The sequence below is a fragment of the Aquibium sp. A9E412 genome, from assembly GCF_030398335.1.
In the GTDB taxonomy this organism is placed as follows: Bacteria; Pseudomonadota; Alphaproteobacteria; order Rhizobiales; family Rhizobiaceae; genus A9E412.
Genome location: NZ_JAOAOP010000088.1, coordinates 1 through 12,117, shown reverse-complemented (window position 1 = coordinate 12,117; position 12,117 = coordinate 1). Strand labels below are relative to the sequence as shown.

10 protein-coding genes and 1 pseudogene are annotated in these 12,117 nt (G+C 70.3%); 3 read left to right on the top strand and 8 right to left on the bottom strand.

Annotation, left to right across the window (positions count from 1 at the left end; translation table 11 throughout):
• Together N1F89_RS19130 and N1F89_RS19125 are read right to left on the bottom strand one after the other, a co-directional pair.
• Entirely contained in the window at positions 1-3,096 is a 3,096-nt protein-coding gene (locus tag N1F89_RS19130) for an efflux RND transporter permease subunit (protein WP_290086031.1), read from the bottom strand.
• On the bottom strand, positions 3,093-4,190 hold the full coding sequence (locus tag N1F89_RS19125) for an efflux RND transporter periplasmic adaptor subunit (RefSeq protein ID WP_290086030.1): 1,098 nt from the start codon (positions 4,188-4,190) through the stop codon (positions 3,093-3,095). Before N1F89_RS19125 ends, N1F89_RS19130 begins: the two co-directional genes overlap by 4 nt.
• A 201-nt stretch (positions 4,191-4,391) precedes the next feature.
• Between N1F89_RS19125 and N1F89_RS19120 the strand changes: the two genes are divergently transcribed.
• The 3 genes from N1F89_RS19120 (at position 4,392) to N1F89_RS19110 (ending at position 7,539) form a co-directional block, all read left to right on the top strand.
• Positions 4,392-4,916, top strand: a complete 525-nt coding sequence (locus N1F89_RS19120) for a MarR family transcriptional regulator (RefSeq protein ID WP_290086029.1) — start codon at positions 4,392-4,394, stop codon at positions 4,914-4,916.
• A gap of 199 nt (positions 4,917-5,115) precedes the next feature.
• Positions 5,116-5,871 carry an SDR family NAD(P)-dependent oxidoreductase gene (locus N1F89_RS19115; protein WP_290086028.1) on the top strand — a complete coding sequence of 252 codons (756 nt, stop codon included), beginning with the start codon at positions 5,116-5,118 and terminating at the stop codon, positions 5,869-5,871.
• 129 nt (positions 5,872-6,000) lie between these two features.
• Positions 6,001-7,539: an AMP-binding protein gene (locus N1F89_RS19110; protein ID WP_290086027.1), complete on the top strand. Its 1,539-nt coding sequence runs from the start codon at positions 6,001-6,003 to the stop codon at positions 7,537-7,539.
• Positions 7,540-7,584: 45 nt separating this feature from the next.
• On the opposite strand, the gene N1F89_RS19105 is transcribed toward N1F89_RS19110, so the two are convergent.
• The 6 genes and pseudogenes from N1F89_RS19105 to N1F89_RS19080 form a co-directional block, all read right to left on the bottom strand.
• Positions 7,585-8,340, bottom strand: coding sequence for an SDR family NAD(P)-dependent oxidoreductase (locus N1F89_RS19105; protein ID WP_290086025.1), 756 nt, complete (start codon positions 8,338-8,340; stop codon positions 7,585-7,587).
• Positions 8,340-9,251 (bottom strand): branched-chain amino acid ABC transporter permease, encoded by a 912-nt coding sequence (locus N1F89_RS19100; RefSeq protein WP_290086032.1) that lies wholly within the window; start codon positions 9,249-9,251, stop codon positions 8,340-8,342. The genes N1F89_RS19105 and N1F89_RS19100 overlap by 1 nt, the downstream gene beginning before the upstream one ends.
• A 138-nt stretch (positions 9,252-9,389) precedes the next feature.
• A pseudogene (locus N1F89_RS19095) lies at positions 9,390-10,298 on the bottom strand (branched-chain amino acid ABC transporter permease); the annotation flags it as partial.
• Positions 10,299-10,304: 6 nt separating this feature from the next.
• The gene (locus N1F89_RS19090; RefSeq protein ID WP_290086024.1) at positions 10,305-11,012 is read right to left on the bottom strand and encodes an ABC transporter ATP-binding protein; all 708 of its coding nucleotides are present in this window, start codon (positions 11,010-11,012) and stop codon (positions 10,305-10,307) included.
• Entirely contained in the window at positions 11,005-11,769 is a 765-nt protein-coding gene (locus N1F89_RS19085) for an ABC transporter ATP-binding protein (protein WP_290086023.1), read from the bottom strand. The genes N1F89_RS19090 and N1F89_RS19085 overlap by 8 nt, the downstream gene beginning before the upstream one ends.
• Positions 11,766-12,074, bottom strand: a complete 309-nt coding sequence (locus N1F89_RS19080) for a DUF1330 domain-containing protein (RefSeq protein ID WP_290086022.1) — start codon at positions 12,072-12,074, stop codon at positions 11,766-11,768. The genes N1F89_RS19085 and N1F89_RS19080 overlap by 4 nt, the downstream gene beginning before the upstream one ends.
• Between the last annotated feature and the right edge of the window lie 43 nt (positions 12,075-12,117).

Sequence of the window (12,117 nt, the reverse complement as noted above, 5' to 3'; positions counted from 1 at the left end):
CTACTCCGCCGGCGGCGTGCCGCCGGCCGCCCCGGCCGGCACGGCCTCGGGCTCGCGCGGCGGCGCGGGCGCCTCGCGCGGCGCGATCACGGTGTAGAACATCGGCACGACGAACAGCGTGAACAGCGTGCCGACCGTGATGCCGGAGAAGATCACCAGGCCCATGGCGAAGCGCGCCGCCGCGCCGGCACCGTCGGCGATGAGCAGCGGCACGACGCCGAGCGCGGTCGCGGCCGTGGTCATCAGGATCGGCCGCAGCCGCAGCCGCGCCGATTCGACGATCGCCTGGACCTTGTCGAGCCCGCCGTTGCGGCGCTGCTGGTTGGCGAACTCGACGAGCAGGATGCCGTGCTTGGTGATCAGGCCGATCAGCGTGATCATGCCCACCTGGGTGTAGATGTTGAGCGTGCCGAGGCCGAGATTGAGCGGCACGATGACGCCGAAGATCGACAGCGGCACCGACATCAGGATGATGAAGGGATCGCGGAAGCTCTCGAACTGGGCGGCGAGCACCAGGAAGATGACGACGATGGCGAGCGCGAACGCGATGGCGACGGTGTTGCCCTCGGTCTTCTCCAGCCGCGACTGGTCGGCATAGTCGATGAAGAAGCCGTCCGGCAGCGCGGCGCGGGCGATCTCCTCGATGACGGCCAGCCCGTCGCCGGTCGACACGCCGGGGATCGGCAGCGCGGTGATGGTGGCCGAGTTGAGCTGGTTGAACTGCTCGATGGCCGCCGCCGTCACGTCGGTGCGCACGTCGATCACCGCCGACAGCGGCACCATGTCGCCGGTCGAAGCGCGGATGAAGAACTCGCCGAGCCGCTCGGGATTGTCGCGATACGCCTGCGGCACCTGCATGATGACGTCGTAGCTCTTGGAATCGCGGTCGAACTGGGCGATCGCCCCGCCGCCGACGAGCAGCCCGAGGGTGGTGCCGATCTGGCTCGGCGCCAGGTTGAGCGCGGCGGCGCGGTCGCGGTCGATCTCGACGATCACCTCGGTCGTGTTGTAGGCGAGCGAATTCTGAACGACGATGAAGCGGCCCGACTCCTGCGCCTCGGTCTTGATGCGCTCGGCGAGCTCGAAGACGCGGTCGGGACCGCTGGTCGACTGGATGACCAGCGAGACCGGCAGGCCGCCGCCGGCGCCGGGCAGGCTCGGCGGCGCGAAGACGAAGGCCTGCACGCCGTCGACCGGAGCGATGCGCGCCTGCAGGTCCTGCTGGATCTCGGCCTGCGAGCGCTCGCGCTCGGCCCAGTCGTCGAAGGCCCACAGCACGAAGCCGGAATTGGTCTGCCCGCCGGAGCCGACGACCGAGAAGTTGGTCTCCAGCTCTGGCAGGTCGCGGGTCAGCGCGCGCATCTCCTCGGCGTAGCGCTGGGTGTATTCCGTCGTCGCGTAGGACGGCGCGTTCATGATGGCGAACAGCGCGCCCGAATCCTCCTCCGGCGCCAGCTCGCTCGAGGTGTTGAGGAACAGGAAGCCGGTGACGCCGGACAACACGACGACGACGAGCAGCGTGACCGGCCGGTAGCTCAGCGAGCCGGTAAGCCGGCGCGCATACCAGCCCTCGAAGCGACGGAAGCCGCGGTCAAGCAGATCCTGGAAGCGCGTGTGGCCGCCCTTGCGCAGGACGCGCGCGGCCATCATCGGCGAGATCGTCAGCGCCACCACGCCCGACAGGAAGACCGCGCCGGCCAGCGTGACGGCGAACTCGCGGAACAGCGCGCCGGTCAGCCCGCCGGTGAAGAACAGCGGCAGGAACACCGCGATCAGCGTCAGCATCATGGCGATGATCGAGGTGAACAGCTCCTTCATCGACACGAAGGCGGCCTGCATGCGCGACATGCCGTCGTCGACGTGGCGCTGGATGTTCTCCACCACGATGATCGCGTCGTCGACCACCAGGCCGATCGCCAGCACCATGGCGAGCAGCGTCAACAGGTTGATCGAGTAGCCCATCAGCAGGAGCACGAACAGGACGCCGACCAGCGACAGCGGGATGGCGACCAGCGGCATCAGCACCGAGCGGAACGAGCCGAGGAACAGCAGGATGATGACGGTGACGATCAGCGTCGCCTCGCCGATCGTCATCAGCACCTCCTCGATCGAGGCGGCGATCTGCTCGGTGGCGTCGTACATCAGCGTCAGCGTCATGCCGTCGGGCAGGCTGGCCTGGATGGCCGGCAGCTCGGCGCGCACCGCCGCCGCTGTGTCGAGCGGATTGGCCGACGGCGTCGGGAAGATGCCGATGAAGGTGCCCGGCTCGCCATTGAACTCGACGACGGTGTCGGTCGATTCGGCGGCCAGCTCGACGCGCGCCACGTCGTGCAGCCGCACCACCGCGTCGCCGGTGCCGGCGATCGCCAGGCGACCGAACGCCTCCGGCGTCTGCAGGGTCGACTGCAGGGTGATCGGGTAGGCGACGTTCTCGCCCTTGGTCTTGCCCGGCGCCGACAGGAAGTTGGCGCTGTTGATGGCGGCCAGCACCTCGGCCGCCGTCAGGCCCTGGCCGGCGAGCCGCACCGGATCGATCCACACGCGCATGGCATAGTTCGCCGCGCCCATGACCTGCGCCTCGGCGACGCCGGGAATGGTCGACATGCGCGGCCGGATCACGCGCTCGACATACTCGGTGAGCTGCTCGGCCGACATGTTCGGGTTCTGCATGCCGAGATACATGGTGGCGAAGGTCATGCCGGTCCCCTTGACGATGCTGGGGTCCTCGGCATCGGGCGGGAGCTGCGCGCGCACGCCCTGCACCTTCGACATCACGTCGGTCAGCGCCACGTCGGGGTTCGAGCCGAGCCGCATGCGCACGGTGACGACCGAGGCCGACGGCCGCGACTGGGTGGTCACGTAGTCGACGTTCTCCACCGTGGCGACCGCGGCGGCGAGCGGCGAGGTGACGAAGCCCTGGATCAGCTCGGCCGAGGCGCCGGGATAGACGGTGGTGACCGTGACCACCGTCTCGTCGACCTCCGGGTACTGGCGCACCTGGAGCTGGACCGCCGCCATCAGGCCGAGCAGCAGGATCATCAGCCCGAGGACGGTCGACAGGACCGGCCGCTTGATGAAGACGTCGGAGGGGCTCATCGCGCTGCGGTCTCCGGAGCGGTCTGCTTGACGGTCACCGGCGCGCCGTTGCTCAGCCGGTTCTGACCGGTGGCGACGATGCGGTCGCCCGGCGCGACGCCCGAGCGCAGCTCGATCAGCTCGTCCGAACGGCGGCCGGTCTCGACGAACACCTGGCGCACCTCGAGCGTTTCGGGATCGTCCTCGCGCGGCTGCACGCGATAGACGTAGTCGCCGTAAAGGCTCGAGATCACCGTCGTTTCGGGCAGCGCGATGACGTCGTCCTCGCGCTCCAGGTCGATCTCGATGCGCACGAACTGGCCCGGCGTCAGCCGGCCGCCGGCATTGCCGATCAGGCCGCGCACGTCGGCCATGCGGCTCGCCGGATCGACGCGCGGATCGATGCCGACGATCTCGCCGTCGAACACGGCATCGACGCCGGCGGCGCGCACATGCAGGGCCTGGCCGATGAAGACGTCCGGCAGCTGCTGCTCGGAGACGCTGAAGTCGACGCGCATGGTGTCGATGTCCTGCAGCGTGGTGACGGTGGTGCCCGGCGCGACATAGGCACCGAGGTCGACGCGCGGCAGGCCGATCGTGCCGGAGAACGGCGCGCGCACCTGGCGCTGCTCGACGACGGCGCTGGCACGCTCGAACTGCGCGCGCGAGGACTGCGCGGCGGCCTGCGCGGTCTCCAGCGAGGCGCTGGTGCCGACGCCGCGCTCGCGCAGCTCGCGGTTGCGCTCGAGCGCCAGCTCGTCGAGCTCGAGCTTGGTGCGGGCGGCCTCCAGGTCGGCGCGCTGCACCTCGTCGTCGAGCTGCAGCAGCACCTGGCCCTCCTCCACCTTCTCGTTCGATTCGAAGCCGATCCGCTTGACGATGCCGGCCGCCTCGACCGTCAGGTCGACGCCGCGCGAGGCGTTGACGGTGCCGATCGTCTGCAGCGTCGGCTGCCAGGCGTTGGCCTCGGCCTCGACGACGCTGACCGGCAGCGGCTCGACCGGCATGTTCTCGAAGAACTGGGCGATCATCTGGTCGCGGAAGACGTTGAAACCGACCAGCCCGCCGCCGACCAGGGCAAGCAGGACGATGGCGATGACGAAACGCAGAATCATGGTCGGTCCCTTCCTGTGCCGGCGCCGGCCGGTCCCGGTCCGCGCACGCCGATGCGGCCGGGGTGATATACACGAACCGCCATCACGTTCAATCTGTTCTTTTCGTTCAAAACAAACTAAACAGACATCACCTGCCGGCAACGACCCGCCCAGCCATGCGTTCGGGACGAGGGAAACGGACCGGCCAACAGGGAGCAGGCAATGGGCGATCGACGGGCACTTTCCGACGAGGCGACGGGCGGCGCTGCGGGCTTTTCCGGCGGTGCGCTGTCGGCAAACGAGCGCCGCTTCGTGGAGCGCATGGGCCAGCAGACCCAGGCGCACGGCCTGACGCGCACGGCCGGCCGGATCTGGGCGACGCTGATCCTCGCCGAAGGGCCGCTCTCCTCCTCGGAGCTGACGGCGACGCTCGGCATCTCCAAGGGGAGCCTGAGCACCAACACCCGCACGCTGGAGCTGCTCAACATCATCGAGCGGCGCAGCGTGTCCGGCCAGCGGCAGGACTTCTTCGTCGTGCCCGACAACGCCTATCCCGCGCTGATCGAGGGCGTGGCGCGCCGGCTGGAGAGCGCGCGTGCCGTGGTCGCGGAGGCGCAGGCCACCATCGAGCGGCCGCAGGTGCGCGCCCGGCTGGCCAAGCTCGACCGCTTCTACGCGCTGCAACACGAGAGCGCGGCAGCACTGCTCGACAAGCTGAGGGCGGAGGCCGGCGCGGAGCCCGGCTGAGATGGCGGACGGGCGAGGCCCGCGGCGCTCACGCCGACCTGCTTTTCGCGCAATCGCAGATCGGCTCCAAGCCTTTGCTCTGACGCGTTTGCGAACGGCGAACCGGTTTCCACGTCGCCTGGCAACGCGCTAATCCATCCGGACGACGCGCCAGGCCCGCGACCGTGCGACGAGGCGGCGGGGCGAACCGGGAGCGGACATGGCACGGTTGCAGGACAAGGTCGCCGTCGTCACCGGCGCCAGCGGCGGCATCGGCGCGGAGACGGCGCGGCTCTTCGCGCGCGAGGGCGCGGCGGTGGTGCTCGCCGCGCGCAGTGCCGAACGCGGCGAGGCCGTCGCCGAGACGATCCGCCGGGCGGGCGGCCGCGCCCTGTTCGTCGAGACCGACGTGACGGAGCCCGACAGCGTCGCCGCTACGTTCGCCGCCGTCGAGGCGCGCTTCGGCCGTCTCGACGTGCTGTTCAACAATGCCGGCGGCTCGACCGACCGCGACGGGCCGCTGACCACGGCGCCGCTCGAGGAGTTCTGGCGCTGCATCAAGCTCGACCTCTTCGGCACCTGGCTTTCGAGCCGCGCCGCCATTCCGCTGATGCAGAGGACGGGCGGCGGCTCGATCGTCAACAGCGCCTCGATCGTCGGCGAGATGGGCGTGCCGAACCGCGACGCCTACACCGCGGCCAAGGGCGGCGTGATCGCGCTGACCCGCTCGATGGCCGTCGAGTTCGCCGGCGACGGCATCCGCGTCAACGTCATCGTGCCGGGCGCGGTGCTGACCGACCGCGTGCGCGCCTTCTTCGAGCGGGAGCCGCATCTGAAGCGGCAGGAGGAGGCCTATCTGCTCGGCTTCGCCGAGCCGGCGGACGTCGCCAACGCGGCGCTGTTTCTGGCCTGCGAGGAATCGCGGCGCACCACCGGGCAGAAGCTGCCGGTCGACAGCGGCATACTGATCTCGTGACGGCGGGCCGGCCGGTTCCTGCGACCCCGCGGCGCGCGCGGCGCACTTGCGCTAGTCTCTTCAGACGATGACGCCGACCGCCTGCCGGCGGTTCATGCGGCCACCCGTCGACCGGCCAGGAGGAAAGCGATGGAAACGCTGAGCCAGATGCTCGCCCGCAATCTGAGGCTCATCCCCGATCGCGATTTCATCGTCACCGACGCCGAGACGCTGACCTACCGCGCCTTCGCCGAGCGCACCGCGCGGCTCGCCAACGTGCTCGCCGCGCACGGCGTCGGCAAGGGCGACCGGGTCGGGCTCTATCTGCCCTCCACGCCGCTGATGGCGGTCGGCTTCTGGGCCTGCCAGCGGCTCGGCGCCGTGCCCGCGCCGGTCAGCGCCATGCTGCGCCATGCCGAGCTGCGCAGAATCGTCGCGCGCACCGAGATGAAGGCGCTGATCGCCGACGCGACGACCTTCGCCTATTTCGCCGAGATCCGCGGCGAGTTCGCCGCCCTCGCCCACTGCCTCGTCGCCGGCGGCGGGGACGCCGGCGGCGCCGACCTCGACCGGCTGATGGCGGAGGCCTCCGACGGCTTCGCCGACGTCGACTGCGCGCATTCCGACACCGCCTGCCTGTTCTTCACCTCCGGCACGACCGGCACGCCCAAGGGCACCGCGCAGTCGCACTTCGCCGTCGCCTCGACGCTGCGCGACATGATGGTGGCGCACCGCTCGCGCTTCGGCGAGGAGGTCTATCTGTGCGCGGTGCCGCTGTTCACCAATTTCGGCCTGACGGTGACGCTGAACCTGTGCCTCTACACCGGCGGCACCATCGTGCTGCACGAGCGCTGGGACACCCAGAAGGTGCTGGCCGACATCGGCCGCCACCGTGCGACCTATTTCGGCGGCACGCCGACCATGTACGCCTACATGGTCAACGAGCACGACCCGGCGCGGCACGACCTGTCGTCGCTGCGCATCTGCACGACCGGCGGCTCGCCCGTGCCGCAGCCCGTCATCCGCCGCTTCGAGGCGCTGTCCGGCGTCACGGTGGCGCAGGTCTACGGCGCCACCGAGACCTGCGGACAGAACGTGATGGAGCCGACGGCCGGCATCCGCAAGGCCGGCTCGACCGGCCTGCCGGTCGGCGCCTCGCGCATCCGCATCGTCGACGAGGCGCTGAACGAGCTGCCGCGCGGCACGGTCGGCGAGGTCATCATCGGCGGCGACTGCGTGGCGCAGGGCTACGACCACGACGCCGAGGCGACGGCCGCCGTCTTCACGCCGCTCGGCTGGCGGTCGGGCGATCTCGGCTATGTCGACGAGGACGGGTTCCTGTTCATCGTCGACCGCAAGAAGGACGTCATCTTCACCGGCGGCCACAACATCTACCCGCTCGAGGTGGAAAGCGTGCTCTACGGCCACCCGGAGGTGGCCATGTGCGCGGTGGTCGGCGCGCCGGACGAGCACAAGGGCGAGATCCCGGTCGCGGTGATCGTGCGCACCCCCGGCGCGACCGCCGACGAGGCCGCCATCCGCGCCTGGTGCCGCCAGCACCTGGCGGCCTACAAGGCGCCGCGCCGCGTCGAGTTTGTCGACGAGATGCCGGTCGAGGCGGCCAAGATCCGCAAGCGCGACCTGGTCGCCGCGCTTCGCGAGGGCGGCCTCGACCGCTACCGCAAGTAGCAGCCCCCTGCCCGGCGGGAGACCGGGCGGCGGCCGGCGCGGCGTTCAGGCGTCGGGGTCGCCGCCGTCGTCGGCGCCGGGCTTGAAGTGGACGTCGGGCTCCCACCGGGCGGGCGGGCGCATGTGCACCTGCCAGTAGGCCTCGGCGACGCGGTCGTGGTCGTAGGCCGTTCCCTTCGCCATGGTGCCGTGGATGGCGACGGTCGCCACCTGGACGCCGTGCGGCGCCAGCTCCTTGAACATCGAATGGCCGAGACTGCGCAGCGCCGCCTTGCCGAGCGACACCGCGCCCCATTCGATCCACGGCCCGAAGGCGAGCACGCCGCCGGTCAGCAGGATCGTGCCGCGGCCGCGCGCAATCATGCCCGGCGCCACCTGCTGGGCGGCGTGCAGCGCGCCGGCGACGTTGGTGCGGAAGCCGTCGACCAGCGCCTCGGCATCGATCGGCGCGCCGCGCGCCTGCCAGCCCGGGGCGGCGCCGTAGCGCGCCTCGGCGATGCCCGACGGGGTGACGAAGCGCGACGGCTCGACGATCGCCGCGTTGTAGATCAGCACGTCCGGCTCGCCGTGGCTGCGCCGCAGCTCGGCGAAGACGCGGCCGACGGCCGGCGCATCGCCGGCGTCGGCGACGAAGCCGCGCGTGTCGAGCCCCTCGGCATCGAGCGCGGCCTGGTAGCCGGCCACCGCCTCGGCGCGCCGGGCGAGGAAGCCGACCGCCATGCCGCCGCGCGCGAAGCGGCGGATCAGGGCGAGGCCGAGGCCGGGCCCGGCGCCGACCACCACCGCCAGCGGCCGCCCCATCAGCGCGGCTTCCCGGCGGCGACCTCGTCGCCGGCGACGGGCGCGGCGGTCGGCGCATCGGCCGGCCGGCGGCGGCGCTCGGCGCGCCTGGCCAGCGCGTCCTCCAGCGTGCCGACGATGCCCTTGCGCAGGAACAGGACGAACAGCACGAAGGCCGCCCCCTGCACGACGATCACCCAGCTTCCGAGCGTCGCCAGCTCCTTCTGCATGGTGACGACCACGACGGCGCCGACGACCGGCCCGAGCAGCGTTCCCACGCCGCCGATCAGCGTCATCAGCAGCGCGTCGGCCGAGGTCATGAAGTAGAGGTCGGTGAGCGAGGCGATCTGGAAGACGATCGCCTTGGTGCCGCCGGCCAGCCCCGCCAGGCCGGCCGACAGCGTGAAGGCGAGCAGCTTGAAGCGGTCGGTCGAGTAGCCGAGCGAGGTGGTGCGCGGCTCGTTCTCGCGGATCGACTTGAGCACCTGGCCGAAGGGCGAGCGCACGATGCGGTAGATCGCGGCGAAGCCGGCCAGGAAGATCGCCAGCACGAAGAAGTACATGTTGAGCGGCTGGTCGAGGTCGACGATGCCGAACAGATGGCCGCGCGGCACCGACTGGATGCCGTCCTCGCCGTTGGTCCACGACGCCTGGACGGCGTAGAAATAGACGATCTGCGCCAGCGCCAGCGTGATCATCGCGAAGTAGAGGCCCTGACGGCGGATCGCCAGCCAGCCGAACAGCCCGCCGAGCGCGGTGGCGACCGCCACGCCCGACAGGATCGCCAGCTCGGTCGGGAAGCCGAAGGCCGAGGCGGTGTGCGCGGCGACATAGGCCGACGAGCCGTAGAAGGCGGCATGGCCGAAGGCGAGCAGCCCGACATAGCCGAACACCAAATTGTAGGCGCTGGCGAACAGCGCCAGGCACAGCATCTTCATGGCGAAGACGGGGTAGACCAGGAACGGCAGCAGCGAGCCGCCGACGGCGAAGACGGCGAGCCACAGCCGGCCGTTCTCGAGGATCGATTCGGGCCGCGCGGCGGCGATGTCGGAGGGCTGGTGCGCGCTGGTCTCCTTGCCGAACAGGCCGGCCGGACGGAACACCAGCACGATCGCCATGATGATGAAGATCACCGTCGTCGCGCCCTGCGGGTAGAACGCCTTGGTCAGCCCCTCGACGACGCCCAGCATCAGGCCGGTGACGATGGCGCCGAAGATCGAGCCCATGCCGCCGATCACCACGACGGCGAAGATGGTGATGATGATCGACTGGCCCATCTGCGGACTGACCTGGTAGATCGGCGCGGCCATGACGCCGGCAAGCCCGGCCAGCCCGACGCCGAAGGCATAGGTCAGCATCAGCATGCGCGGCACGTTGATGCCGAAGGCGCGCACCAGGTCGGGGTTCTCCGTCGCCGCGCGCAGATAGGCGCCGAGCTTGGTGCGCTCGATGACGTACCAGGTCGCCGCGCAGACGACGAGGCCGGCGACGATCACCCAGATGCGGTAGAGCGGCATGAACATGAAGCCGAGATTGACGCCGCCGCGCAGCGAATCCGGCACGCCGTACTGCTGGCCGGCCGCCCCGTAGAAGACGTTGAAGATGCCCTCGATGACCATCGCCAGGCCGACCGTCAGGAGCAGGCCGTAGGCGTGCTCGAGGTCGTAGACCTTGCGGATGAACAGCCGTTCCATCAGCGCGCCGATCAGGCCGACGCCGAGCGGCACCAGCACGAGCGCCCACCAGTAGCCGAGCGAGGGCAGGCCGAGGCCGGGGAACAGGTCGGGCAGATGCAGCAGGTACCAGGCGCCGAAGGCGCCCAGCATGTACTGCGCGCCGTGCACGAAGTTGCCGATCCTGAGCATGCCGAAGATGATCGCCACGCCGAGGCTCATCATGGCGTAGAACACGCCGTTGATCAGCCCGATCAGGACCTGGCCGAACAGCAGGACGGGCGATATGCCGATGAGCTCGAACATCCGGACCTACACCTTCAGGTAGTTCTCGATCCGCGACATCGACGCGGCGACGTCGGCGGCGGCTATGGTGTCGACGATGCGGCCGTGCTCGACCACGTAGTGGCGGTCGGCCAGCTTCGCGGCGAAGCGGAAGTTCTGCTCGACCAGAAGCACGGTCAGGCCGCGCGCCTTGAGCTGGCCGATCACCTGGCCGATCTGCTTGACGATCACCGGCGCGAGCCCCTCGGTCGGCTCGTCGAGCAGGAGCAGCGTGGCGCCGGTGCGCAGGATGCGGGCGATCGCCAGCATCTGCTGCTCGCCGCCGGACAGCTTGGTGCCCTGGCTGCGGCGGCGCTCGGCGAGGTTGGGAAACAGCGCGTAGATGTCGGCGTGCGACATGCCGCCGGGCGCCACCACCGGCGGCAGGTCGAGGTTCTCCTCCACGCTCAGGCTGGAAAAGATGCCGCGCTCCTCGGGGCAGTAGGCGATGCCCTTGCGGGCGATGTATTCCGGCAGCCGCCCGAGCAGCTCCTCGCCGGCGAAGCGGACATGGCCCGACTTGCGCCTGAGCAGGCCCATGATGCTGCGCAGGGTGGTGGTCTTGCCGGCGCCGTTGCGGCCGAGCAGGGTGACGACCTCGCCGCGGCGCACCGCGAAGTCCATGCCGTGCAGCGCCTGGCTGTCGCCGTACCAGGCGCTCAGCCCGGCGACCGCAAGGTCGGCGGCCTCAGTCATCGGAGCCTCCGATATAGGCGTCCACCACCTCGGGGTTCTGCGAGATCTCCGCATACGGCCCCTCGGCCAGCACCTGGCCGCGCGCCAGAACGGTGATGGTGTCGGCAAGCCGGGCGACGACGGACAGGTTGTGCTCGACCATCAGGATGGTGCGGTTGGCCGACACCGTGCCGATCAGCTCGGCGATGCGGTCGACGTCCTCGTGGCCGAGGCCGGAGGTCGGCTCGTCGAGCAGCATCAGCTCGGGCTCCAGCGCCAGCGTGGTGGCGAACTCGAGCGCCCGCTTGCGCCCGTAGGGCAGGCCGCCGGCCGGCTGGTCGCGGTGGCCGAGCAGCCCGACGGCCTCGAGCAGCGCGTCGATGCGCGCGTCGAGCACGTCGAGGGTGCGCACCGACTTCCAGAAATGGAACGCGGTGCCGAGCGGCCGCTGCAGCGCGATGCGCACGTTGTCGGCCACCGTCATGCGCGGATAGATCGCCGAGATCTGGAAGGAGCGCACGATGCCGCGGCGGGCCACCTCCGCCGGATCCTCCGGCGTGATGTCCTCGCCGTTGAAGACGATCGTGCCGGCGGTCGGCGACAGGAACTTGGTGATCAGGTTGAACATCGTCGTCTTGCCGGCGCCGTTCGGCCCGATCAGCGCGTGCACGGAGTGGCGGCGCACCGACAGGTCGACGTCGTTGACGGCGGCGAAGCCGTGGAAGCGCTTGGTCAGCGCACGCGCCTCGATGATGTTGTCTTGAGCGTCGGCTTTCATTGTGCGTCGGTCTGCGGCGGCGTGCTGCCGACCAGGATGCCGCGACCGCGCGCGGCGCGCTGCCTGAGCGCGATCGTGGCCTGGTAGGCGTCGGAGTGATAGAAGGCGTGCGCGGCCGCGTAGCTGGGAAACGCGACCACCGAGATCGAGGCCGGAGCCCAGCCGCCCTCGAGCGGCTCGATGCGCTGGCTGTTGAGGACGAAGGTGCCGCCGCCCTGCTGCATGATCGGGCCGGCGACCCGCCGGTACTCCTCCCATGCCCGCGGATCGGTGATCTCGAGTTCGAATATCAGATAGCCACGCAAGCCGAGCCCCCGTCAGGCTGGATTGTGGAGCGGCGGCCGCCGG

Coding starts and splice junctions, on each gene's coding strand:
- N1F89_RS19090 (WP_290086024.1), bottom strand. CDS start 11,012: ATGACTGAGGCCGCCGACCTTGCGGTCGCCGGGCTGAGCGCCTGGTAC.
- N1F89_RS19120 (WP_290086029.1), top strand. CDS start 4,392: ATGGGCGATCGACGGGCACTTTCCGACGAGGCGACGGGCGGCGCTGCG.
- N1F89_RS19130 (WP_290086031.1), bottom strand. CDS start 3,096: ATGAGCCCCTCCGACGTCTTCATCAAGCGGCCGGTCCTGTCGACCGTC.
- N1F89_RS19085 (WP_290086023.1), bottom strand. CDS start 11,769: ATGAAAGCCGACGCTCAAGACAACATCATCGAGGCGCGTGCGCTGACC.
- N1F89_RS19105 (WP_290086025.1), bottom strand. CDS start 8,340: ATGGGGCGGCCGCTGGCGGTGGTGGTCGGCGCCGGGCCCGGCCTCGGC.
- N1F89_RS19100 (WP_290086032.1), bottom strand. CDS start 9,251: ATGCTGTGCCTGGCGCTGTTCGCCAGCGCCTACAATTTGGTGTTCGGC.
- N1F89_RS19125 (WP_290086030.1), bottom strand. CDS start 4,190: ATGATTCTGCGTTTCGTCATCGCCATCGTCCTGCTTGCCCTGGTCGGC.
- N1F89_RS19115 (WP_290086028.1), top strand. CDS start 5,116: ATGGCACGGTTGCAGGACAAGGTCGCCGTCGTCACCGGCGCCAGCGGC.
- N1F89_RS19110 (WP_290086027.1), top strand. CDS start 6,001: ATGGAAACGCTGAGCCAGATGCTCGCCCGCAATCTGAGGCTCATCCCC.